At 52.1% G+C, this 24,547-nt stretch carries 23 protein-coding genes; 11 read left to right on the forward strand and 12 right to left on the reverse strand.

Annotated features, from left to right (window positions below):
- Window positions 1–229 precede the first annotated feature (229 nt).
- From pyk to ACLBVC_RS22055, 5 genes are all read left to right on the forward strand, one after another.
- Entirely contained in the window at window positions 230–1,672 is a 1,443-nt protein-coding gene (pyk, locus tag ACLBVC_RS22035) for a pyruvate kinase (RefSeq protein ID WP_410151399.1), read from the forward strand.
- A gap of 633 nt (window positions 1,673–2,305) precedes the next feature.
- Window positions 2,306–3,874 (forward strand): pyridoxal phosphate-dependent decarboxylase family protein, encoded by a 1,569-nt coding sequence (locus ACLBVC_RS22040; protein WP_410151400.1) that lies wholly within the window; start codon window positions 2,306–2,308, stop codon window positions 3,872–3,874.
- A gap of 13 nt (window positions 3,875–3,887) precedes the next feature.
- A complete protein-coding gene (locus ACLBVC_RS22045) occupies window positions 3,888–5,213 on the forward strand; it encodes a lysine N(6)-hydroxylase/L-ornithine N(5)-oxygenase family protein (protein ID WP_410151401.1) in 1,326 nt (441 codons plus the stop codon).
- Window positions 5,214–5,227: 14 nt separating this feature from the next.
- Window positions 5,228–7,612 carry a GNAT family N-acetyltransferase gene (locus ACLBVC_RS22050; protein ID WP_410151402.1) on the forward strand — a complete coding sequence of 795 codons (2,385 nt, stop codon included), beginning with the start codon at window positions 5,228–5,230 and terminating at the stop codon, window positions 7,610–7,612.
- 80 nt (window positions 7,613–7,692) lie between these two features.
- On the forward strand, window positions 7,693–8,913 hold the full coding sequence (locus tag ACLBVC_RS22055; protein WP_410151403.1) for an MFS transporter: 1,221 nt from the start codon (window positions 7,693–7,695) through the stop codon (window positions 8,911–8,913).
- Window positions 8,914–8,973: 60 nt separating this feature from the next.
- Here the strand turns inward: ACLBVC_RS22055 and lpxM are convergent, their stop codons facing one another.
- The 3 genes from lpxM to znuA all read right to left on the reverse strand — a co-directional run bounded on the left by lpxM (window position 8,974) and on the right by znuA (window position 12,322).
- Complete coding sequence (gene lpxM, locus ACLBVC_RS22060; RefSeq protein ID WP_410151404.1) at window positions 8,974–9,954, reverse strand: lauroyl-Kdo(2)-lipid IV(A) myristoyltransferase; 981 nt, start codon at window positions 9,952–9,954, stop codon at window positions 8,974–8,976.
- Between the two features lie 92 nt (window positions 9,955–10,046).
- Entirely contained in the window at window positions 10,047–11,381 is a 1,335-nt protein-coding gene (mepM, locus tag ACLBVC_RS22065) for a murein DD-endopeptidase MepM (RefSeq protein ID WP_165057806.1), read from the reverse strand.
- Window positions 11,382–11,401: 20 nt separating this feature from the next.
- Window positions 11,402–12,322 (reverse strand): zinc ABC transporter substrate-binding protein ZnuA, encoded by a 921-nt coding sequence (znuA, locus tag ACLBVC_RS22070; protein WP_410151405.1) that lies wholly within the window; start codon window positions 12,320–12,322, stop codon window positions 11,402–11,404.
- A gap of 95 nt (window positions 12,323–12,417) precedes the next feature.
- Here znuA and znuC point away from each other — a divergent pair, with 95 nt between their 5' ends.
- Both znuC and znuB read left to right on the forward strand, forming a co-directional pair.
- Window positions 12,418–13,176: a zinc ABC transporter ATP-binding protein ZnuC gene (gene znuC / locus ACLBVC_RS22075; RefSeq protein WP_410151406.1), complete on the forward strand. Its 759-nt coding sequence runs from the start codon at window positions 12,418–12,420 to the stop codon at window positions 13,174–13,176.
- Complete coding sequence (gene znuB / locus ACLBVC_RS22080) at window positions 13,173–13,958, forward strand: zinc ABC transporter permease subunit ZnuB (RefSeq protein ID WP_218522360.1); 786 nt, start codon at window positions 13,173–13,175, stop codon at window positions 13,956–13,958. The genes znuC and znuB overlap by 4 nt, the downstream gene beginning before the upstream one ends.
- Window positions 13,959–14,030: 72 nt before the next feature.
- Here the strand turns inward: znuB and ACLBVC_RS22085 are convergent, their stop codons facing one another.
- Window positions 14,031–15,377: a cation:proton antiporter gene (locus tag ACLBVC_RS22085; protein ID WP_410151407.1), complete on the reverse strand. Its 1,347-nt coding sequence runs from the start codon at window positions 15,375–15,377 to the stop codon at window positions 14,031–14,033.
- A gap of 174 nt (window positions 15,378–15,551) precedes the next feature.
- Here ACLBVC_RS22085 and ACLBVC_RS22090 point away from each other — a divergent pair, with 174 nt between their 5' ends.
- Complete coding sequence (locus tag ACLBVC_RS22090; protein ID WP_410151408.1) at window positions 15,552–15,857, forward strand: EthD family reductase; 306 nt, start codon at window positions 15,552–15,554, stop codon at window positions 15,855–15,857.
- 112 nt (window positions 15,858–15,969) lie between these two features.
- On the opposite strand, the gene ACLBVC_RS22095 is transcribed toward ACLBVC_RS22090, so the two are convergent.
- Entirely contained in the window at window positions 15,970–16,296 is a 327-nt protein-coding gene (locus ACLBVC_RS22095) for a hypothetical protein (RefSeq protein ID WP_410151409.1), read from the reverse strand.
- A 328-nt stretch (window positions 16,297–16,624) separates the two neighbouring features.
- Here ACLBVC_RS22095 and ACLBVC_RS22100 point away from each other — a divergent pair, with 328 nt between their 5' ends.
- The 3 genes from ACLBVC_RS22100 to ACLBVC_RS22110 all read left to right on the forward strand — a co-directional run bounded on the left by ACLBVC_RS22100 (window position 16,625) and on the right by ACLBVC_RS22110 (window position 18,603).
- Window positions 16,625–17,896: a YadA C-terminal domain-containing protein gene (locus tag ACLBVC_RS22100; protein ID WP_410151410.1), complete on the forward strand. Its 1,272-nt coding sequence runs from the start codon at window positions 16,625–16,627 to the stop codon at window positions 17,894–17,896.
- 69 nt (window positions 17,897–17,965) lie between these two features.
- Window positions 17,966–18,382 carry a hypothetical protein gene (locus ACLBVC_RS22105; RefSeq protein WP_410151411.1) on the forward strand — a complete coding sequence of 139 codons (417 nt, stop codon included), beginning with the start codon at window positions 17,966–17,968 and terminating at the stop codon, window positions 18,380–18,382.
- Window positions 18,379–18,603, forward strand: a complete 225-nt coding sequence (locus tag ACLBVC_RS22110) for a hypothetical protein (protein WP_410151412.1) — start codon at window positions 18,379–18,381, stop codon at window positions 18,601–18,603. The genes ACLBVC_RS22105 and ACLBVC_RS22110 overlap by 4 nt, the downstream gene beginning before the upstream one ends.
- A 338-nt stretch (window positions 18,604–18,941) precedes the next feature.
- Here the strand turns inward: ACLBVC_RS22110 and ACLBVC_RS22115 are convergent, their stop codons facing one another.
- From ACLBVC_RS22115 to ACLBVC_RS22145, 7 genes are all read right to left on the reverse strand, one after another.
- On the reverse strand, window positions 18,942–19,166 hold the full coding sequence (locus ACLBVC_RS22115; protein ID WP_410151413.1) for a hypothetical protein: 225 nt from the start codon (window positions 19,164–19,166) through the stop codon (window positions 18,942–18,944).
- Window positions 19,167–19,691: 525 nt separating this feature from the next.
- Window positions 19,692–21,374 carry a PglL family O-oligosaccharyltransferase gene (locus ACLBVC_RS22120; protein WP_410151414.1) on the reverse strand — a complete coding sequence of 561 codons (1,683 nt, stop codon included), beginning with the start codon at window positions 21,372–21,374 and terminating at the stop codon, window positions 19,692–19,694.
- Window positions 21,375–21,420: 46 nt separating this feature from the next.
- The gene (locus ACLBVC_RS22125) at window positions 21,421–22,086 is read right to left on the reverse strand and encodes a fimbrial protein (protein WP_410151415.1); all 666 of its coding nucleotides are present in this window, start codon (window positions 22,084–22,086) and stop codon (window positions 21,421–21,423) included.
- Between the two features lie 294 nt (window positions 22,087–22,380).
- On the reverse strand, window positions 22,381–22,914 hold the full coding sequence (locus ACLBVC_RS22130; protein ID WP_410151416.1) for a fimbrial protein: 534 nt from the start codon (window positions 22,912–22,914) through the stop codon (window positions 22,381–22,383).
- Window positions 22,915–22,922: 8 nt separating this feature from the next.
- Window positions 22,923–23,420, reverse strand: coding sequence for a fimbrial protein (locus ACLBVC_RS22135; RefSeq protein ID WP_410151417.1), 498 nt, complete (start codon window positions 23,418–23,420; stop codon window positions 22,923–22,925).
- Window positions 23,421–23,430: 10 nt separating this feature from the next.
- Window positions 23,431–23,985 (reverse strand): fimbrial protein, encoded by a 555-nt coding sequence (locus ACLBVC_RS22140; protein WP_410151418.1) that lies wholly within the window; start codon window positions 23,983–23,985, stop codon window positions 23,431–23,433.
- Window positions 23,978–24,538, reverse strand: a complete 561-nt coding sequence (locus tag ACLBVC_RS22145; protein ID WP_410151419.1) for a fimbrial protein — start codon at window positions 24,536–24,538, stop codon at window positions 23,978–23,980. The genes ACLBVC_RS22140 and ACLBVC_RS22145 overlap by 8 nt, the downstream gene beginning before the upstream one ends.
- Window positions 24,539–24,547 lie beyond the last annotated feature (9 nt).

Genomic DNA, 24,547 nt, shown 5'->3' on the forward strand with positions numbered 1-24,547 from the left:
TGCTGGGCGGCAGGCAGCAAATTATTCACCAAATATATTAATTGAGCACCAACGATTTAATAGGGAGTCTGGCGAAAAATCTACGCGCAAAGTGCGCAGGACAAATGTCAGACAAGAGGTCAGCGGGTCACACAGGTGAAACCCTTTTGTATTACAATTACACCTCGACCCAATGTGGACCCGCTGTTTTTTTGCACAATAATTGCTTCACCAGTTAACGGAGTAAGGCATGTCCAGAAGGCTCAGAAGAACCAAGATTGTTACCACCCTCGGTCCTGCAACAGACCGCGACAATAACCTCGAAAAAATTATTGCCGCCGGTGCAAACGTTGTACGTATGAATTTCTCCCACGGCACCCCTGAAGACCACATCCTGCGCGCCAACAAAGTGCGTGAAATCGCCGCCCGTCTTGGCCGCCATGTAGCTATTCTTGGCGATCTGCAAGGTCCAAAAATCCGCGTATCGACCTTTAAAGAAGGCAAAGTGTTCCTGAATATCGGCGACAAATTCCTGCTCGACGCCAACATGAGCAAGGGTGAAGGCGATAAAGAGAAAGTGGGTATCGACTATAAAGGTCTGCCTGCCGACGTGGTTCCGGGCGACATTCTGCTGCTTGATGATGGCCGCGTGCAGCTGAAAGTGCTCGAAGTTCAGGGCATGAAAGTGTTCACCGAAGTCACCGTTGGCGGGCCGCTGTCCAACAACAAAGGCATCAACAAGCTGGGCGGCGGTCTTTCCGCTGAAGCCCTGACTGAAAAAGATAAAGCAGACATTATTACTGCGGCCAAAATGGACGTAGATTATCTGGCAGTTTCATTCCCACGCACGGGTGAAGATCTTAACTACGCACGCCGTCTGGCACGCGATGCCGGCTGTAATGCGCAAATAGTTTCTAAAGTTGAACGTGCTGAAGCCGTCGCGACCGACGCGGCGATGGATGACATCATTCTCGCTTCCGATGTTGTGATGGTGGCCCGTGGTGACCTGGGCGTTGAAATTGGTGACCCGGAACTGGTGGGTATCCAGAAAAAACTGATCCGCCGTGCCCGCCAGCTTAACCGCGCTGTGATCACCGCGACGCAGATGATGGAATCAATGATTACCAATCCGATGCCAACCCGTGCGGAAGTCATGGACGTCGCAAACGCCGTACTCGACGGAACCGACGCCGTGATGCTATCTGCCGAAACGGCTGCTGGTCAGTATCCGTCGGAAACGGTGGCCGCGATGGCGCGTGTTTGTCTCGGTGCGGAAAAAATCCCAAGCATCAACGTTTCCAAACACCGTCTGGACGTTGAATTCGATAACACCGAAGAAGCCATCGCCATGTCGGCTATGTATGCGGCGAACCACCTGAAAGGGGTCACGGCGATTATCTCCATGACAGAATCTGGACGCACCGCACTGATGTTGTCACGCATCAGCTCCGGTCTGCCGATTTTCGCCATGTCCCGCCACGAGCACACGCTTAACCTGACCGCCATTTATCGTGGTGTCACACCCGTCTTTTTCGACAGCGTGAATGACGGTGTTGCAGCCGCTCAGGACGCGGTGAATTTGCTGCGTGATAAAGGTTATCTGCTTTCCGGAGACCTGGTGATCATCACGCAAGGTGATGTCATGAGCACCATCGGCACCACCAATACCAGCCGCGTACTGCGTGTGGATTAATCGCTAAATGTAATAAAATATAACTCAATGGTCGGTCATTATGATCGGCCATTTTAATTCCCTTCATTTACTCCCTTTATTCCCATGCTGAAACAAGGCATTTAACGTTCTTAATTTGATCATTATTTTGCCATCTGATGGAAATACTTTCCTGCATCACAATAATTCACCGTTGTTAAAACAAATTACACCTGCACTTATTATGGCTAAATATAACTTTTTGTATCATGCACGGCCATTTACAAAGCACCGAATTGAATAATAAAACCAGACTCCTCTCATAGGATTAAGCGTATTCACTAGCGGATTTACATTTTTATGTGACTGCGATCACATAAAAACATCAAAAACACAGGCATTTGCTAAATGTTCAATGTCGTTATTGAATGATAATGATTTGCATTTATAATGATTCCCAATCGTTAAAACCTTGTATAAATCCGCACAAAGGAAATCAGACAAGACAAATAACCTGCAATTTCTTATAAAGAAAAATATTCAACAACACACTTAACAGGCGTGGCCATGTGCCCTGCCCGCTAACGCTTACGTTCACTGAAATTTCCTTAATACATTCGGGAGGTCGCCCCGCGCCTGCTCCCGATGAAAAGGTCAGATTAAAAAGGGTCAAGAATGAGCCAGATAAATAATTGGGAATTAATGCAGGACAGCGCGAATAACCTCACGCCTGCTCAGGAAAAATTAAGCAAGAATCAGGGGTATATTTTCAATCAAAATAGCACACCGGACTGGCAGGCACAGATTGAGCAAGGGATTGAATTAATTAAGTCCCATATTAATCAGACTGAAAAGCCTTTTTCCGGTGTCTCTCCTGCCGAATTAGCCGAACAGTTTCGCCATATTGATTTAACTAAACCGCTGGCCGGAACACGGCTGGCACTGGAAGAGCTGGATGATTTATATCTTCAGCACGCTGTTTATTTCCATCACCCAAAATACCTCGCACATCTCAACTGCCCGACCGTCGTCCCGTCGCAACTGGCGGAGCTTTTTATCAGCGCGATCAACTCTTCCGTGGATACCTGGGATCAGAGCGCAGGCGGCACGCTAATTGAGCAAAAGGTCATCGACTGGACGCTGGCACGCATCGGATTTGGCGCGCAGTCGGACGGCATTTTCACCAGCGGCGGCACACAATCGAACCTGATGGCGATGTTGCTGGCGCGCGACAGTCACTGCAAGCGCACGCGTCCGCAGCACAGCATCAAATATCAGGGCTTACCGCCGGAAGCTAACCGCTGGCGCATCTTCAGTTCACAGGTCAGCCATTTCAGCATTCAGAAATCTGCCGCCCTGCTCGGCCTCGGCTATGACGCCGTTGTGCCTGTCGCCTGTGACGAGAAATTCCGTATGGATATCAGCGCGCTGAAACAGGAAATCGAACGCTGTCACGCAGAAGGTTTGATCCCGATTGCCATTGTGGCCACGGCGGGCACCACTGATTTCGGCAGTATCGATCCGCTCAATGAAATTGCGGATATCTGCCGCAAAGAGAAAATCTGGATGCACGCCGACGCCGCTTACGGCTGTGGTTTACTGGTTTCCCCGCAGCATCGCCAGCGCATTGAAGGGATTCATCTGGCCGATTCCGTGACCGTTGATTATCACAAATCCTTCTTCCAGCCGGTAAGTTGCAGTGCGTTTCTGGTCAACGACCACCGCCATCTGGAACACGTCACGCACCACGCGGAATACCTGAATCCGCTGAGTGCAAAACTGGAAGGTACGCCGAATCTGGTCAACAAAAGTATCCAGACTACCAAACGTTTCGACGCCCTGAAAATGTGGCTGACGCTGCGCATCATGGGCCAGCAAGCGCTGGGCGAATCCTTCGATGTGCTGCTGGAACGCGCCACCGAAACCCATCAGATGATGGAACAAAACCCGAACATTGAAGTGTTGCACAAACCCGAACTGAGCACGCTGGTGTTCCGCTTTGTCCCGCGCATGTCGATGAGTCAGGAGCAAATTGACGCCATTAACGCCGACATCCGTAAAGCCATTTTCCGCGACGGCAGCGCCGTGATTGCCGGAACGAAAGTGCATCAGCGCCAGTACCTGAAATTCACCCTGCTCAACCCGACCACCACCACGGAAGACGTCGCCGATGTGCTCAGCCTTATCACGCATTACGGCAAAGAACTGACCGCCGCCGCGCTGAGCGCCGCGAAGAACCGCTAACAGGAGTTGCACCATGAGCCATAATTCCCCTGAACTGAATGCAGATAAACAAACCTACGATTTTATTGCGATTGGCATCGGCCCGTTCAATCTCGGCCTGGCCTGTCTGACGGAGCCAGTAAAAGCGCTGAACGGACTGTTTTTAGATCAAAATGACGGCTTTGACTGGCACACCGGCATGATGCTGGAAAGCGCCCATTTGCAGACGCCGTTTATGGCCGATCTGGTGACGCTGGCTGACCCGACCAGCCCTTACAGTTTCCTCAACTATCTGAAGCAACGGGGAAAACTGTACTCTTTCTATATTCGTGAAAACTTCTTCATGATGCGCAAAGAGTTCAACCAGTATTGCCAGTGGGTTTGTGAACAGCTGACCAGCCTGCAATTTTCCACACGCGTGGAACTGGTGACCTGGGACGCACAAACCGAATGCTATCTGGTGCAGGCGCGTCCGACACAGGGCGGAGAGAAACAGATCTACCGCGCAAAACGGCTGATACTGGGCACCGGTCCGTCGCCGTGGATGCCTGCCTGCGCCCGTGAAGCAGGCAGCAATGTTCATCATTCCAGCGCCTACCTGCCGAACAAAGAGCGGATGCAGCGTTCGAAATCCATCACCGTAGTCGGCAGCGGCCAGAGTGCGGCGGAAATTTATTACGATCTGCTTTCCGAAATCGACAAGTACGATTATCACCTGACCTGGGTGACCCGCGCGCCGCGTTTCTATCCGCTGGAATACAGCAAACTGACGCTGGAAATGACCTCGCCGGAGTACATCGATTACTTCCATGCCCTGCCGATGACCAAGCGCGACCAACTGAACCGCGAGCAAAAAGGCTTGTACAAAGGCATCAACATCAGCCTGATCAACGACATCTACGATCTGATGTACACCAAACGCCTTGATGGCCCGCTGAATGTCGATCTCTACACGCACTCTGAACTGACCGCGCTGACGGGTAACCGCAAGGGCGAGCTGGAGATGACGCTGCTTCACCACGAACAGCAGCAGGAATATCACCATCAGACGGAATCCGTGGTGCTGGCCACCGGCTACGGTTATCAGCCGCCGCAGTTTATCGAAGGTATTTACAACCGCATTCAGTGGGATGACGCCGGGCGCTACGCCGTCAACCGCAACTACAGCATCGACGCTCACAACCAGATTTTTGTCCAGAACGCCGAACTGCATACCCACGGTTTCGTCACGCCGGATCTGGGCATGGCGTGTTACCGCAACAGTTCCATTATTCGCGAAATGCTCGGTGAGGAAGTCTATCCGGTGGAAAAATCCATCGCCTTCCAGACATTCTGCGCCCGCGGCCTTGCAGACAAATAACGGAGATTTAACCCATGTCTGAACTTATACCTGCTCCCCTGTTCACCTGCCATCGTGACGCCGGGCAGCTGACATTACGCCCGCTGCATCTGGCAAAAGACGCAGCCATCCTGCATGCGTGGATGACGCAGCCTTACGCGCATTTCTGGGGAATGCAGAATAGCAGCGTGGCCGACGTAGATGTTTTCTACCGCGACCTGACCGCCGGAAAACCACTGGCCGCGCTGATAGGCGAAATCGACGGGCAGCCGCGTTTTCTGATCGAATGCTATCCGGTGCAGGACGATCCGCTGCGCGATCACTACGATGTTCAGCCCGGCGATATGGGCATGCACATTTTGCTGTCTCCGGCGGATAAGCCCGTTTCCGGTTTCAGCTGGCAGGTCTTTTCAGCCGTGATGGAATATCTTTTCAGCCAGCCTGACGTAGAACGCGTGGTGGTTGAGCCGGACGTGCGTAACGAAAAGATCCACAAACTGAATAAGCGCGCAGGTTTCCGCTATCAGAAACAAATTCAATTGACGCATAAAACCGCATGGCTGGCTTTCTGCCAGCGCGAAGATTTTTTGCAGGCCCGCCAGAAGGAAAAAAACACCATGACTTCATCTCAGCTGCAATCCGGCCAGCATCTGCAACCGGAAATCTGGGCGAAAGCCAATGCTCTGCTGTTACGTAAATGCCTTTCTGAGCTGACGCACGAACGCCTGCTCGAGCCAGTCGCGCTGCAAAACAGCGGCACCTGGACCTATTATCAACTGACCGTTCCGGCCTCCGAAATTGAATACCGCTTCCGTGCGCGTCAGTTACCGCTGAACGACTGGATGATTGATCTCGACAGCATTCAGCGTCTGGATAACTTCACGCAGCAACCGCTGGATGCGCTGAAATTCATCATTGAATTTGCCGGTCAAATTGGCATTTCTCAGGCGATGTTGCCGACCTACATGGAAGAAATCAGCAGCACGCTTTACAGCAGCGCGTACAAACTGGCGAACAACCACACGACCGCAAAACAACTTTCTGAAGCTGATTTCCAGACCGTGGAAACCAGCATGACCGAAGGCCATCCGAGCTTTATCGCCAACAATGGCCGCATCGGCTTTGATGCCGGTGACTACGTGCGTTATGCGCCGGAAGCGGCAAATCCGCTGCAACTGGTCTGGGTCGCGGTGCATCACGACAAAGCCCATTTCGCCAGCGTGGAAGGTTTGCCGTACGAAAAGCTGATCGCCGAAGAACTGGGCGATGCGCAAATATGCGCGTTCACGCAGCGTCTGGTCGATAAAGGTGTGGATCCGAAAAACTACTACTTCATGCCGGTTCATCCGTGGCAGTGGCAGAATAAATTACTGACGGTATTTGCGCCGGACATCGCCCGCCAGTTCCTGATTTATCTCGGTGAGGGCGAGGATAACTATCTCGCGCAGCAGTCAATCCGCACCTTCTATAACGCCAGCCGTCCGAAAGCCCGCTACGTGAAAACCGCGCTGTCGATTCTGAATATGGGCTTCATGCGCGGACTTTCACCGTATTACATGGCGACCACGCCGGGCATCAACGAATGGCTGGCGGAACTGGTCGAAAACGATTCGTACCTGCAATCCACCGGTTTCAGCATTCTTCAGGAAGTGGCTTCACTGGGTTATCACAACCACTATTTCGAAGAGGCGATTAAGGGCGACAGCGCGTACAAGAAAATGTTTGCCGCATTGTGGCGGCAGAACCCGGTGGCACAACTGCAACCGAACCAACGTCTGATGACCATGGCCGCACTTTTACATACCGACAAACACGGTGATGCCCTGATTGTTGAGATGATCAAATCCTCGGGTCTGGCGACCGGCGACTGGCTCAAGCGTTACATGCACGCCTACCTCAGCCCGCTGCTGCACTGCTTCTATCAGTACGATCTGGTGTTCATGCCGCACGGTGAAAACCTGATCCTGCGTTTCGAAAATAACATTCCGGTTAACGCATTCATGAAGGATATCGCGGAAGAAATTGCCGTGATGAACCCGGATGCGCATCTGCCGGAAAAAGCCAAACGACTGGCGGTTGACGTGCCGGAAGATCTCAAAATCCTGTCGATCTTCACCGACGTGTTTGCCGGTGTGTTCCGCTTTATCGCCCGCATTCTGGAAGAAAGCGGCAATTATCCGGCGGGTCAGTTCTGGCAGGTGGTGGCGGAAGTCGTTCGCGATTATCAGATTAAGTATCCGGAATTAGCAGAGAAATTTGCCCGTTACGACATGTTTGGCGCGGAGTTCACGCATTCCTGCCTGAACCGTCTGCAACTGGCGAATAACCAGCAGATGATCAACCTGTCGGATCCGGCGCAAAACCTCAAGTTTGCAGGAATGCTGGAAAACCCGATTGCGGCCTACGCCAATAAATACTAAGTCCCGCACGTAAACATGTTTTTTAGCGCGGCCTGAGAGGGTCGCGCTTTTCTGATTTTGAGCAATGGAGAAGTCTTGTTATGTCGTCCGTTTCTGAACCCGCCTCTCACCTGAGCCGGCGTCAGTGGCTGTTTCCGCTGTCGCTGGTGATGTTCGAATTCGCCACCTATATCGCTCACGATATGATTCAGCCGGGCATGTTGCAGGTGATCAGTGATTTCAGCGCCAGCGCCGACTGGGTTTCCACCTCGCTGACCGCTTATCTCTGTGGCGGAATTCTTCTGCAATGGCTGCTCGGGCCGCTCTCTGACCGGCTGGGGCGCAGGCCTGTTTTGCTGACGGGCGTGGCCTTTTTTACCGTCACCAGCTTTCTGACGGTATTCACGCAAAGTATCGAACAATTTATTCTGATGCGATTTTTACAGGGTATGAGCCTGTGCTTTATCGGCGCGGTGGGTTACGCCGCCATTCAGGAAGCGTTCAGCGAAGCCCTGAGCGTAAAGCTGATGGCGCTGATGGCCAACATCACGCTGATCGCCCCGCTGCTCGGGCCGCTGGCGGGTGCGGCGTTCATTCACTACGCGCCGTGGAAAGCAATGTTTGCGCTGTTTGCGCTGATTTCGGCGCTGTCATTCTGGGGGCTGTGGCGCAGCATGCCGGAAACGGCGTCGGGTCGTGACGGCCGTTTCTCGATGCGCCGCTTACTGGCGGATTACCGCGAAGTCTTCAGCAATGTGGGCGTGGTGACCGGTTCGTTGTCTATCGGACTGATCACCTTGCCGTTGCTGGCCTGGGTTGCGCAGTCGCCGGTTCTGCTGATTCAGGATGCCGGAATGACGCCGTTACAATACGGCTGGCTGCAGGTTCCGGTATTCACCGGGCTTATCATCGGCAACGTTGCGTTGAGTAAACTCAGTGGCAAAGTGAATATCCGCACGCCGATCTGGCTGGGAATTTTGCCGATTGTTCTCGGGCTTTGCATCAGCGCTTATGCGGCGTTGTTTAAGGTGCAGGCATGGTACTGGATAACGGCGGGGCTGAGCCTGTATGCGCTGGGAACCGGGCTGGTGAATGCCGGGCTTTACCGGCTGACGCTGTTCTCCAGTCCGACGGGAAAAGGTACCGTGGCGGCAGCGCTCGGGCTGATCACCATCGTGGTTTTTGCGTCAGGGATTGAACTGGCGAAACAACTTTATTTCGCACAGGGATACGGCATTTTCATGTTGGCCGGTTTGCTGTTCGGTACGGCGGGAACACTGCTGATTGCGCTGTTTCTGAAACGCGCTATAAAAGCGGGATAGCAAATGCAAAAGAGGCTGAGTTTTACGCTCAGCCTCTTTGCTTCATACGATGTTTAATAATTACTTTTTCGGGAAAAGCTCTTTGCGGGAATACGGCTCTGGTTCACCCGGTTTGCGTGTTTTCAGCAATTTGAGGATCCAGGTGTATTGCTCAGGATTCGGCCCGACCAGTAATTCCACTTCTTCATTCATACGGCGCGCAATCTGATTGTCGTCAGCCGTCGCCAAATCGTCCATCGGTGGCCGTACAAAAATATCCAGACGCTGCTCTTTGCCGTTATACACCGGGAAAAGCGGCACAATCTGCGCGCGACAAACTTTCATCAGGCGCCCCACTGCAGGTAATGTCGCTTTGTAGGTGGCGAAGAAATCGACGAATTCGCTGTGTTCCGCACCGTGATCCTGATCCGGCAGATAATATCCCCAATATCCCTGACGCACGGAGCTGATGAACGGTTTGATCCCGTCATTTCGGGCATGCAAACGCCCGCCATAGCGGCGACGCACGCTGTTCCACAGATAATCCGTCAGCGGGTTTTTCTGGTTATGAAACATGGCTGCCATAGGCTGCCCGCTGGCCGCCATCAGCATCGCCGGGATATCCACAGCCCAGCCGTGTGGCACCAAAAAAATCACATTTTTGCCGTCGCGCTGCATCTGGTCGACAATCTCCTTGCCGTGCCAGTGGATGCGCTGCGTGATTTTTTTGGGGTCACGGAGTGCCAGTTCCGCCATCATCACCATCGACTGCGGCGCGGTGGCAAACATCTCATCAATAATGTGTTCGCGCTCTGCTTCTGACGTTTCGGGCAGGCAATACAACAGATTGATTTGCGCGCGACGACGTGCGCCTTTGGCAAACTTTCCGGCCAGACGGCCCAGACTGCCTAAAATCGGATCACGGACTTTCGCAGGCAGATAAGCCATACCGGCCATCGCCCCGACGCCTAGCCAGACACCCCAGTAGCGTGGATGGTAAAAGGCTTTCTGAAATTGCGGAATGAATTCTACGGATGATCGTTTTTCTTTTTCTGGCTGCATGCTCAGGCTCTTATGACAAATTCTGGCTTAATGATAAGTGCCGTGAGTTATTTTGCAATAAATCACGGCAGCGAATCAGTAAAACCTGAGGTTTAATCCAGCTTCAGTTGAGGGACGACTTCGCGGACGGTTGCCAGATAAGTACTGCGATCTTTACCTGTCAGCCCTTCGGTACGAGGCAGTTTGGCGGTCAGAGGATTGACGGCCAGCTGGTTAATCCACATTTCGAAATGCAGATGCGGGCCGGTTGAACGGCCGGTGTTACCGGAAAGCGCAATGCGGTCGCCACGTTTCACTTTCTGACCCGGTTTCACCAGCAGTTTACGCAGGTGCATATAACGGGTCATGTACTGACGACCATGACGGATGGCAACATAGTTACCGGCCGCACCGCCGTTTTTCGCGACCACGACTTCGCCGTCGCCCACCGCAAGCACCGGCGTACCGACCGGCACCGCGAAATCAACACCACGGTGTGGCGCGACGCGGCCCGTGACCGGATTCAGACGACGCGGGTTGAAGTTTGAGGAAACGCGATACTGTTTTCCGGTCGGGAAACGCAGAAAACCTTTCGCCAGCCCGCTGCCGGTGCGGTCGTAGAATTTACCGTCTTCCGCACGCACGGCGTAATAATCTTTGCCACCGGAGCGCATATGCACAGCCTGCAATTCGCTCTGCTCGTTTTTCCCTTCCAGCACTTCGTGGGACATCAGCACCGCGAAATCATCGCCTTTCTGTAATTTACGGAAATCGAGCTGCCACTGGAGCGCTTTGATAACCGCACTGACTTCACCGCTGGTGAGTCCCGCCGCTTTGGCGCTGGTCACGAAACTGCCATTCAGCGTCCCTTTAATAACCGAGTCTTTCCACTCGCCTTTCAGGGTTTCCAGTGAAGATTTGAAGGTATTGCCGGAACGGTCAAACGTGTACGTTTCGCGGCGGGATTTCTCCCACGTCAGTCGCTGTAAATCGCCCGCATCGTTTAACGTCCATGACAATTGCTGGCCGATTTTCAGGTTACGCAAATCACGGTTAGCGTCCGAAAGCGCAGCAATTTCTGACATATCAATGCCGTACTGATTCAGAATGCTGCTGAGGGTATCGCCGGTAGAAACCACGTATTCATGAACGCCCGCTTCGTTTGCGGTTTTATCGTCCAGATCGTCCTGAGGAATATCATCGTCAGCCGGAGGCGACTGATCAATGGGTTCGCTGGCTTCGGGAAGAAGTGAACGCAATTGCTGGTTGTCTAACGTAATGTTTTTAACCAGCGGTTTGGTATCGGAAAGGTCATTGTCCGGGTGATAGGCTAACGGCTTCCAGACGGCGACGGCCAGTGTGACGACGGTCAGCGACCCCAGCATAATGCGGTGGGGCCGTGGAAGGTTGCTATACGCCAGAGCGATAGATCGGGCTATCAGCTGCACTTAAATTCTGTCCTTTTAGCTTACTTCAGGCAGCTCAGATACTGGTTCGTCAGCTGTGACAGGAAGTTCACGTAGCTGTCCGCGCCCAGTTCAATGCCGCTCCCCAGCGGATCCAATGTGCCCATACGCACTTTTGTTCCCTGGGCAACAGCCGTTATGACGGCCGGCCTGAATTGTGGCTCAGCAAAAACGCAGGTCGCTTTTTGCTCAACCAACTGTGTTCGAATGAGATGTAAACGCTGTGCGCCAGGTTGTATTTCGGGATTGATCGTGAAGTGACCAAGTGGCGAAAGGCCGAAGTGTTTTTCAAAGTAGCCGTAGGCATCGTGAAAAACAAAATATCCCTTACCCTGAACAGGTTGCAGAATATTACCAAGGTTTTTGTCAGCTTTTGTCAAGGTCTCTTCAAAATGCGACAAATTTTCATCTAATTGTTGCTTTTTCTGCGGCACGAGCTGCACGAGCTTGTTATGGATAACAATCGCGGTCTCACGGGCGATTTCCGGCGACAGCCAGACGTGCATATTATATTCGCCGTGATGATGATCGCCGTCGTCGTGATCGTGGTCATGTTCATCATCATCGCTGCCTTTGATCAGCATCGGTTTCACCGCCGGAAGTGCGGCGATTTCCACCTGACGGTTCGGCGGCAACTGGGCAGCCGATTTGGTCATAAAGGCTTCCATTTCAGGCCCCACCCACACCACCAGATCCGCAGTTCGCATACGCTGGATATCCGAAGGTCGCAGCGCAAAATCATGCGGCGACGCGCCATCCGGCAATAATACTTCGGTCGGCATTACGCCGTCGGCAATAGCAGCGGCAATAAAGCCCAGCGGACGAACGGAGGCCAGAACGGCAGCCTGAATGCTGAAAACCGCACCGGAACTGAGGATTGCGGCTGCCAGTAACATCCGTTTAACGCTTTTTTTCTGTATCATGCGGGGTGAACTCATCTTCGTGTTGGGTGAAAACTGGTTATTTTTCGCGAAACGCAATATTATAACATCCGATTTGTTCTGCAAGACCCAATGACATGCCCACATTAGCTACGCTTCAAAATATCTCGGTAACTTTCGGTTCTCGCCGCGTGCTGTCCAACATCTCGCTGAACCTGCAACCGGGCAAAATACTGACCCTGCTTGGCCCGAACGGCGCAGGGAAATCAACGTTAGTGCGCGTTGTGCTTGGCCTGATTGCGCCAACCGAAGGCAAGATGACCTGCGAGCCGGGTTTACGCATCGGCTACGTTCCGCAAAAAATTCACCTTGATCCGACAATGCCGCTGACCGTCAGCAGGTTTATGCGCCTGAAACCCGGCGTAAAAAAAAGCGACATTTTGCCTGCGCTGAAACGTGTTCAGGCGGCGCATCTTCTCGACCAGCCGATGCAAAAACTGTCCGGCGGTGAAAACCAGCGCGTTTTGCTGGCGCGTGCGCTACTGAACAGCCCGCAACTTCTGGTGCTTGATGAACCGACGCAAGGTGTGGACGTCAACGGTCAGGTCGCGCTGTACAACCTCATCGACAACCTGCGCTGCGAACTGGGCTGCGCCGTCCTGATGGTGTCGCACGATCTGCATCTGGTGATGGCGAAAACCGACGAAGTTCTGTGTCTGAATCAGCATATTTGCTGTTCCGGCTCGCCAGAAGTGGTGTCCACGCACCCTGAATTTATTGCCATGTTTGGCAACCGGGGCGCGGAGCAACTGGCAATTTACCGTCACAATCATAATCATCGCCACGACTTAAAAGGGAAGATTATTTTGCGCAATACCGGAGGTCGTGACGCATGATCGCGCTGTTATTACCCGGCTGGATCGCCGGGGTTTTGCTGGCGATTGCCGCCGGTCCGCTCGGCTCTTTTGTCGTCTGGCGCCGTATGTCCTATTTCGGCGATACGCTGGCTCACGCCTCCCTGCTCGGCGTCGCGTTTGGCCTGTTGCTTAACGTCAATCCGTTTTACACCGTCATCGCCGTGACTTTGCTGCTGGCGGTTTTACTGGTGGCGCTGGAACGCAAACCGCATCTGGCCGTCGATACCCTGCTGGGGATTATGGCGCACAGCGCATTATCACTCGGCCTGGTGGTGGTCAGCCTGATGTCCGGCGTTCGCGTCGATCTGATGGCGTATCTGTTCGGTGATTTACTCTCGGTGACGTACAGCGATATCTGGATGATTGCCGTCGGCGTTACCATCGTGATTGCGGTGCTGTGCTGGCAGTGGCGGGCGTTACTTTCCATGACCATCAGCCCGGAACTGGCGCATGTTGATGGCGTAAACCTGCAACGTTCGCGGATCATTCTGATGCTGGTCACGGCGCTGACTATCGGTCTGGCGATGAAATTTGTCGGTGCGCTGATCATCACGTCGTTGCTGATTATTCCTGCCGCCACGGCACGCCGTTTTGCAAAAACGCCGGAACAGATGGCGTCAGTCGCCATTGTGATTGGCATTATCGCCGTCACTGCGGGTCTGACGTTTTCGGCTTTCTACGACACACCGGCAGGCCCTTCCGTGGTGCTTTCCGCCGCCGTGCTGTTTATGCTCAGTCTCGGCAAAAAGCAGATTGCCTAACGGCAATATCATTGCAGAAACACCTGTAAAAACGGACGCCCTGAGCGTCCGTTTTCATTTATACCTCTTCTGTTATTCTTTTTGCACCCTCGCCGCCTGCCTCGCCTGACGCCAGTGCAGCACCGGCGACACCGTCAGTCCGTGAATAACCACGCTGGCAACAATCACCGTAAAGGCAATGTTAGTCATGTAATTGGCATCCGCGCCGTGCAGTCCGTGCGTCCACGCATAAGCGATGTAATTCATACTGCCAATCCCGCGGATGCCAAACCAGCCAATCATCAGCCGTCGTCCGTGTGGCACGCGGATGCCCAGCGTTGTGATATAGACAACCAGCGGGCGGATAACGATAAACAGTATGGCGGCGATCAGCAGGCCCATCGGCTCCCAGTGTTCCGCCAGCGTAATCCCCAGCACCATCACAATTCCGGCAGCAAACAACCGCTCGATGGTGTCCCCGAATGACAGCGCATCGCCTACCATCAGCCCGATAGAATTTCGCGGCTTTTCTGCCTGCATACTGTGACGCTGATGCGGGTTCACCATACCTTCGGCTGGCGGTGGCCGCCGCCCTTCCTCCAGATCTTCCGGCGGATGCAGCGATACCACGCGCACCTCAGCGCTGCGCAAACCGACGCCCGCCGCGAACGCCGCCAGAAAACCGGATGCATCCAGACTTTGCGCAGCGGCATAACTCAGCGCAATCAGTGCCAGCGCCAGAAAATCGCTCGGTGCAACCGTACGCTGTCGGCTGTGAAAACGTGTGGCGCTCAGTCCGACCAGTTTCCCCATCGCGAAACCGATACCCAGCCCGCCAAGCAGCGCCCAGACGACATCGCGCCACGCCCAGTGCCAGATAGCTTCAGACGACAACCCTTCGTGCGCGGTAAACAACATCAACGCCAGCATCAGAACGGGCAGCGCCGAGCCGTCGTTCATCCCTGCTTCGCTCGACAACGCGACGCGCAGGCCATCGTCATCGTTCGCATCGTTGACCGCAATCATGCTCGCCAGAACCGGATCCGTCGGGGCGATTATCGCCCCCAGCGCCAGCGCCAGCGGCCAGGACATTCCGGTGATGTAATGTGTGATTACCGTTACGCACAACACCGTCAGCAACATCGCCGGGAACGCCAGTACCGCGCCGACGCGCCAGCTTTGCGAGCGGAAAGGCAACCGGAGCTTGAGGCCGGTAATAAAGAGTGAAGCCGCCATCGCGATTTCGGTAAACCGCGCGGTCAGCGTTGAATACGCCACCAGATCCACGTGCAGTAAATCCAGAACCCACGGGCCGCAGACCACGCCCGCCGCCAGATACAGTCCAAAAGTCGTCACTGGTCCGCGGGAAATCCAGCCCGATGCCAGAGACATAATTAACAATAATCCGCCGACTGCGGCGGTCCATCCCAAAAAACCCATGTTTCGTCCTTTTAAAATGCCATCGTCTAAGCGTAGTACATCGCGAAATTCAGACGTTATCGGGCACAAAAGGCGCGGCACAGGCGCAGACCGTGCGCTAGACTCCTTTTCTGTTTTGACGATTGTTTTGACGATTACTGTGAAGAGTTATATTAAAACCGAAGGTGACAAAAATTGATTAAATACAGTGTGCTATACCCAAACATCAAAAACGGAACCTTTGATCATGCCTATTACCGCGACGTGCATTTGCCGCTGATTAAAAGCCGCATGGGGGCGTTTTGCCATTCTTATGCCATCGACAAAATCCCTGAAAATGCCCCGGCAGACGCTCCGTTTATCGCGGCATGCCACATTTACTGCAACTCGATGGAAGATTTCGAACAGGGCATGAAAGACAACGCCGCTGACTTTGTGGCAGACGTGGCGAACTTCACCAATATCGAACCCGTTAAGATGATTTTCGACGTGGTTGTCTGATCGAAAAGTTTATTGACCTGAGAAACAAATGATAAAAAAGGCGATAAACCTCAGCAGGTTTATCGCCTTTTTTAACGGATTTTTAGCGCCCTTTTACACCCACGCGTAAGAACTATTTGCTCAGCAATCTTTTGATCGGCACGCTCGGCTCACGCTTAATGGTATGCAGAAACACCTGGGCTTTATCGTTCACCGCATACTCCGCTGTCACTCCAAAATCCTGCACCATCGCCCACTTTTCGAACAGCGCTTGATCACTTTCTCGCATGAACCACAACATTCTCACCGCCGTCACGGCAACCTGAGGAATTTGCGTCACTGTCCCGTTGATCCACTTATTTAACGTACTGCGCGGCAACCCAAGCAGGATACACAATGCAGGCTGATCGATATTCAACCGCTGAACGTAGTCCAAAAACTCATTTGCGTTATCTGCCATAGCCTTATCTCCAATTTCTAAAACCTCACGCATTGTACAGGAATCCCGTAGGGATTTCATAACGTCGCTATTCGCTACGAAAAATCCTAATTCCTACCCCTTTAGAGGCACAAAATAGTGTCTGATAGCTACAAATAAGCGCGCTAAGTGAAACAATTTCATGTAGCGGTTTAACTTTACGTTTCTTGACATAAGTCAAACGACCGTGAATGTGTGAAACAAGTCACATTCATCGTATGTATGCTTTTCGTAAGGAGACAAAAATAGCGTTCTGTTAACGCAATTATTTGTCGCTATTAGAAACTTATTTCAATGTCGGAAAAAACTCATGAAAGCTCAGGCAACAGACCGCAACACTCAGATCGTTAATGCTTACGTCGCAGGAAATCATAACAAATCGGAATTGGCGCGTTACTTCGGGGTGTCGGCTTCGACCATTCGCCGTGCTTTGACGGCGGTCGCTGTTGTGGCTGCGGCTGTCACTGCGGCTCCTGTTTCAGCTTCAAATGTTGACGTCCTTGCTGCACCTACAAACGTCCCTTCTCAGGCAGAATTGAAAGCGCATTTCGCCGCATTGAAAGCAGCACAAACTCACGAAGCATCGCAGGATAATTCACTGTCTTCCCTTCAGCATGATGTTAACTGGTCTAACAACAAGATTGATGCTAACCACCATGCCCTCATGGTTGCGCAAGTGGATATTGATAACAATGCAGCCAAAAACGCTGAACAGGATGCTGCAACTAAAGCGGCTCAAGCGACTGCAACGCATGCCAGCATTAATGCCACCGCTGCGCTAAAAGGAAACTTTATACAATCCGGGTTAATTAAGGCCAATCAAGATGCCATTGCAGATGGCAAAGTAAAACAGCAGGCGACTGATGAGCGTCAGGACAAAGCCACAGAAACGGCTCAAAATGATATCGACGGCGCAAATGCCCGCGAAAACATCCGTCAGTCGAATCGCATTCAGGGGATGGTTGCAGCACACGATGCTGCTCAAACTGCTTCAACAATGCAGGCATCGATCCCGATTGTTCAGCAAGACACTGCTCGTCTAGCCAAAATGAATGCCGCCGCAACAAATGCAGAGGTTCACGCGCTGATCACTCAGCAGGCGGCTGATCATCAGACCATTGCGAAGCTCACCGCGACCCCTGCTCAGCAGCCGGTCGTTCAGCAACAAGTTCGCTCCGCCTATTACGATGCGCAAATCACGACGCTGAATGCAGAAGCCGAACAGAACCATGCCGAAGTGTTGTCAGAGTCCCGAGCACGTTATCAGGCCGATAAAAAAGTTCTGTCTGATTCGGAGTCCTACACCAACCAGAAATTCAGCACCTTAAAATCTGAAGTTGATGACAACAAAAAAGAAGCCGCCGCAGGTTCTGCCTCCGCAATGGCTCAGGCCAATATTCCGCAGGTTCAGGAATCCCAGCAATTTGCTGTCGGCGCGGGTGTCGGTGGCTACGACTCTGAAAATGCCCTTTCCGTCGGCGCTTCGTTCCATGCCGGGCAGGCGACGATCGTCAAGGTGTCGGTTTCCGATGACACACAGGACAATGTCGGTTACGGCGCGGGCGTAAGCGTGGGCTGGTAAGCCCTTAATTATCCGTGGCTGGCAAACGTCAGCCACGGCATTCAACCAACACAAATTAACGGTCATTTTATGAAAAGAATTTTCGTATTCACCACACTGATTTTCATCGCCGGATGTTCAACTCAGGCCTCCCGGATGGCCGATTGCCAGGCGCAGGGGGTTTCCAAAGACGCGTGTTATATCGTGGAACAGAACCGTCAGACGGCGATCCAGAATACCGCCATGAAACAGGCGATGGAAAATGCGGCGAAACAATATGCGCAGACCGCCAAACGCGTCGTGCATGTTCGAATCAAAGGCATTGATATCAAAATCTTTCCCGGAGATAAACAGGGATACATCGAAAGTACTGCGGCAGCACTGGATGAAGATAACGCGGATGCTCAGGTTTACCGCAAAGGCATTTTTACGGCGATCTACTATAAGCGCACGCACAAAGTGGTGCTAATGCGTAACGGGCAGATTTACGGCAGGACAACAGTATGAAGAAACATCACACCGATCAGTTCAGACATTTACCCCCTGAGCAGCAATATACCTGCCTGAAAATGTTGCAACGGGTCGAGGAAACCCCTCTGACGCACGGCGTCACTGGCGTTGCCGTCTCCGTGATGATGCGTGACGGGCACACCGCAACACTCAGTAAATTCATTGGTAAACCCGATGAAGTCGCCGTTCTGGTCAGCTGGGAGCCGGTGACGCCGTAGAAACCGGTTCATTCAATTACTCGGAAACGGCAGAAGAGGTCAGCAGTGAAAACGTCCTTATCCTGCGCGGAATGCCAGACATTACGAAACAGTTTCAGCAACATTTTGCCAGCCGGTGGGCGTTGTCGGACCTTTTGACGGGAAACAACAGATGGAGAGTAAAGATGCACAACGTCTGGCATTGTGCATTTCACTACCAGGCTGATTCGCTCACCGAACGAATCTATTTTCAGACTCAGCGAACTGAGATCACACTGCCGGTCAACATGACTCTTTCGGTAAACGCCATCAATTTAGACGATATTCATCTGCCACCCTTAGAAATTGGGCTTTTAATTTTACAAAGTCTGATAAGCATAAGGCGTGGCGTACGGTTTTTTAACCTCGTTTTTTTGACCCTTCACGATGGTGAAGTTTTCCAGATAAAGCTCGGACAGATGCACCATTTTCCAATGGTTCACCAGGCTTAATAAAGAGATCAAGCCCTTCTCTTCCATCGCATTTGCCTTGTATGCATATAACGTTTTGGAATTCATTCTTTCCAATTCTGAAATTTTAGTCATAGAAATCCCTTCCAGATATAACGATATAATCCTTTTGGCTTTACCACTCATTTTACAGGCATCCTCCAATGGATTCGGATATTTCAACACCCCCGAATAAATTCCATTAAAGAAATTTTTAAGCCCCATACGCAGGGTGTAAAGACCTGCTTTACTGGATAAAAGGCAAAGATTTTTAATCAGAATATTTTTTCAATAAATGATAGTACGACATCCGAACCGATAACCAACACCCTGTCCGACTGGCACATTAATAAGGAATGGAACTCATCCCTGGCTAGCCATTTTTTTTCAAAAAAGAATACAGATATAGTCTGTCCCCTGTTTGATAAAAAAACGGATTCATTAATAATGCTCTTTATGGCTTCCTTCACAAAATGATTATCACTTTCGATACTGATGTTATTCATACTTGGCGCTCTGATAATGGACGCCCAATTATCGACAAAAATACCCCGTACTCAATAAATCCTCTGTCCAATAATAGACTGCAAAATATTTTACAGCCTGGGGGATGCCACAGTGTTATTTTTCGCAAATAAAACGCGGGTCTGAGGCCCAGCGCGCTTTCGCTTCCTGGCAAATACGTTCCGCTGACGGAAAGCCCTGTGCTCGCGCAATCATCAATAAGCTGGCATAAACAGCGGGGTCGTTATGCACCTGTAGATACACTTCGGCCCAGCGACTGAATGATTCCAGCAAGGCGGGATCCTTCGTCTGGTTAAATCTCACTAACAGGGCAATATGTTGGTCGAAATCAACCCGATCATGCTGGCTGTAGGGGTTCAGTAACGAATCCATCACGCTTTGCTCGCTGAAAACGAAAGGCAATAATCCCTGTTGTTCAATGAGGGTTAATTGCTGCTGGGTCTGGAGGCCGGTGAGCATAAAGATCAATACCCCAACCGGGATTAGCATCAACGTACTGCGCCATAAAGTGGACAGTTTTTGCCTTTCGTCTTTAAGACTTTCGGCTGAACTACCGCACACTACCAGCAACATTATGATCGTCAGCCCGTGCGTCGCAGACTGGTACAACGGGTATTCAAGATTCATGTGTACGGCGATGGGCAACAACAGCGCCACGCCAACAAGACGTGTGCCACCCTGTGCCCATAAGCGTTTAAAGACACCAGCAACCATGAGCAGGATCCCGAATACCGCTGGTAATCCGCCCTCGGCCCAGGCATATAAAAACTCGTTGTGCGGATACTGAATGGTGTCGTTATCCAGTCCGGTTCCTGTCACTTTTGCCAGCGCGCCATACACCGATTCGAAGCCGCCGTATCCGTTACCCGCCAACGGATGCAAGAGGATCATCTGCCCTGTCAGTTTCAGCATATTCCAGCGGGAAAGCGTGGAGCTTTCTTTTATTGCTGGCGTGAAAAAAGGAAAAAAAAGGTGTCCGTTGTAAAGCCAGAAAAGCCCCGTTCCTGCCCCCGCCGCCATGATCAAAACGGCCAGCAAAGACTGCTTTTTCTTTTGTGCGAATGTCAGCGAAAGCAAAAGAACCGTAGCGAGAATAGCCCCGATATTCCCTGCCCGACTTTGTAAAAATACCATGACTGCGGGGAGAGCAAAAAGCGCGGTGCCGCACATGACGCGCGTCAGCCGCTTGCCCTGCTGTAAGAAAAGCCATAACGCACAGGCCAGTCCGGTCGCTAAAAATGAGGCGAGCACATTGGTTTGTTGAAAACTGCCGTAAGGCCGTCCACGCGGTAATTCGGCAAAGTCTTTAAGCTGCCACAGCGCATCAAAAGCCTGTATCAGCGCCGCGATGACCAGAAGGGTTAACCAGCGTGAACGCAATCGCCGGCATGACGTGGTGCCCAGTAAGAGCACATAAAATGCAGCCATTCCCCATAGCGCAAGAACTTTCGGCAGAGCATTTAATTGCCAGTCAGCGCGGGGTGACCACAGCAACGGTATTGACCAGAGCACGACGCCGCCCATGACCAGGCAGGTGCCCGGCGGAAGCGTTATTTTGCCTGCGGCGGTACACCGTTTCGTCAGGTGATAAATGCACCACAGCGCAATGATTGCCATTACGGCCCAGGCCAGTAAATTTTGCGGCAGCGAAAGCCCTGCCCCGCCGTGATTGGGTAATACACAATTCAGGCCGCCACAAAACCAGATAAATAGCAGTAATGAAACGCCGGCATTAATACGAGTATTGGCCCGTGACGAAAATAAAAACAACGCTGACATATTTCCCCGGGGAATTAACAGTAATGATTACAAATTAAATTCATCGCTATTGCTGCGTCATTACCAGCACCGCACTTGCAGTGAATGCGCCGGTTGGAATATCTTTTATTTCAACGGTGGCATCGCGCACCGCTTTAAAGCCGAGGTCAAGAGAGTTGCTCCCACTCAAGAAAGTTACAGGCGTGACATCGCTATTTGACAGCGTTTTACCCTCGTATATAACCGCAATGCCGAGCCCGTTAGAGGTTGACTTAATAACTTGTGCCGCATCCATTGTAACAGGCGTATAGGAAAGCTGAAGATTTACATCGACGTCAACGCCACCCGTGCAATCCACACTGACAGGAATATGTCGTATCGAGCCAGAACCCGCAACCGTAGGCAATTGGGCGCGGTCAACTTGCCCCAGATTTACGTTAAGGGCATTACCGTTATTAATTGAGCAGGCAGTTTCCGGTGCAGGCGGCGTTGGCGGTAAAGGAGGAGCTACGCTATTACAGGTTGCCCCCGCGGTATCAGCCAGTGGAATAAGGAATTTATTGCCTGACTCATCAACAAGAAAGTAGCAGGACTGAATACGTCCTGGATAATAAGGAACTACAACATCACTGCCATGAACTGTCACATTTTGTTCATTTATTGGATTCGATTCATCAAAATAGGCGGCGGAGCTTAATGCATATACATCAGCCTCATCCAGATATAATTCCACTTTGTAATTTCCAGAGTGTGGAACATATGCTGTGGAATCAGTGGTCAAGGTACACAAATTTGCTTTTAAAACCCCACTCGTCGCGGTGCTAGGCATAGGAGTTGACTGTCCACACATAAAGTTCCCGTTACTTGTATTGTATAAAAAACCATGAGCCCCTGAAATTACAGCCCCGCACGGACCGCTAAAACTGCCGCACATAAGAACCAGAAGTAACAAGACAAAACATCTGAATATGTCAGTTGATTTCGCCAGCCTTATCATTTTATCTCTCATATATTTTCAACCGTATAACTATGGGTATGCCATTTCAAAGGTGGCCGTGGCGCTGAAATCACCCGTCGTGATCGACTGCGCCTGAATGGCATCAGGTTCCCCTGCCACATACGCCTGGAGCGTGAAACTGTTGGTGCCGCTTGCCAGCGTGTAAACAGGCGTCGGTTGGTTAAATGCCTGCGGCGCGCCGTTGGTGTTCTCAAGGCCTATCGCAATACCCTCCGTACCGGTTACCGCCAGCGCACCCGGTAGCGCGGTGCTTTCCGTACCACTGAACGTAATGGTGACTTCGTTGCCCTGCGCGGTGTCGCACTCAATCAGGTTGATCGTGAAGGGTTTCGCGTTTGTGCGCTGATGCAGGTACAACCCTTTTTTTATCACCGTGCCAAAGTCCACCGTGAGTTCACTGGTGCCCGGATCCAGTTCACACGGGTCACTGACCAATGTACCGCTGAATTTCAGGTTATTTTCCGCCGCATTCACTGGCGCGAAAAACATTATGCCGGTCAGCAAAGTAACCCCGGCAAAGCTGCGACAAACCAAGCTTTTCATCGGACCTTTCATTGGTAATCCACCTTCAGCGTTGCCGTGGCGGTGAAGCCCTGTGCGGTCAGTTCTGTTGCCGGGTCTTTGACCGGTACCGCCGTTAACACCAGAGAACTCAGTGCACCCAGCGTGGTGGCCAGCGGCGTGTTGAGTTTAAGCGGCTGCCCGTCGGCCTGAATCTGTATTCCGAGACCCGCTGCGTTCGTCGTCACGGCCGCGGCATCAAAATTCTCCGCAGTGCCAGCTACCGTCAGATTCAGCGCGGTGTTATCCGGCTCACCTTTGCATTCCACCGTGTAAGGAATAACTTGTCTGTAGTTAATGCCATCCACTTTTTTTACTCCGACGGTGTTAAAGGCAATATCCAGCACTTTGTCATCGCTGATAATGCAGGGCGATAACACGAGAAAATGTCCTTTAAAGTTGTAGTTCACGCTGTCACCGGTTTGTGCTGCGCGTGTCGACTGCATCAGCAATGCCGCCAGCAGGTATAACACCACCCTTTTCTTCATCACGCGCACCTCAGTTAAACGCCATTGTCAGCGTACCGGCAGCGCTGAATACATCACCGCTGACCAGAGTTCCGCTGGTGGTCGTATTCAGCTGAACAAGCTGTGCTTTCAGATTCGGAGCCATAGTCTGATCTATCGTGAACCACTCCCCCATACTCTGTGGCTCACCATTCACCAGGAGTTCAATACCAATAATGTCTTTATCCGCTTCGAGCACCTGCGCCCCCTGATAGGTTCCGTAGCTGCCGGATGTCGAGGTGAACTTCATTTGCAGTAAACCCGCTGTATCTCCGTCGCAGAAGAAGTCGCTGACCAGTGATTTGCTGTAATTCCCGGAAAGCTCAACCGTATTGCTGCCTGAGTTCAACAGCTTCACTTCACCAAAATCGACTTGCAACGTCCCCCCTTGGTTAAAGGTACAGGAGCCATTAGCCACTACCGTACCGGTGATATTGATGTCCATCGAGTTGACATCTCCGGCATTTCCGGGGGCGGCCTGGACGTTGGAAGCAGAGGCCAGCAGAGTAGCGGCGGCGACAAAAATGCCTAATGTGTACTTATTCATAATTCATCCGAAAATCCACCGTGACCTGAAAACGACCTGTCGTCAGCGGTGCGCGGGTGCGTACCGGGATCACGTCGTAAACCAGCGTATTGCCACCGGCGATACTGAACTGCGGCTGATGGCGCTCGCCGGGTATGATTTGTCGCCCTTGCTTATCCAGGATCCGTAAACCCACACCGGAGACACCGCTCATTTGCAGCAATGTCGGTTCATCGGGATCAGCCGCAGACATAAAAGTCACGACAGGCATGTCTTTTGCTGATCCGCGCGCCGCAAAGCAGCCCAGCAAACGAAAGGTGACCCGCACTGGCTGGCCGGTATCGCCCGTATTGTGGAGACTGGCAAGTGCTGAGCTGTCCATTTTTACGTCCTGAAACTCTGAACGCATATCCAGCAGACAGGGGGCTTCCCTTAGCGAGCCGTGGATTTGCAGATCCCCATTTTCTCCGCTAACGTTCCAGTCATCTGTCGCGGCACAACTGGCCGACCAGAGCATTACGCCCGTCAATAACCCACTTGCCAGGTACCACATCACCTGTTTTCGTCTGCTCATCACCTTCTC

It is taken from the genome of Rahnella selenatireducens (assembly GCF_046449555.1).
Taxonomy (GTDB): Bacteria; Pseudomonadota; Gammaproteobacteria; order Enterobacterales; family Enterobacteriaceae; genus Rahnella; species Rahnella selenatireducens.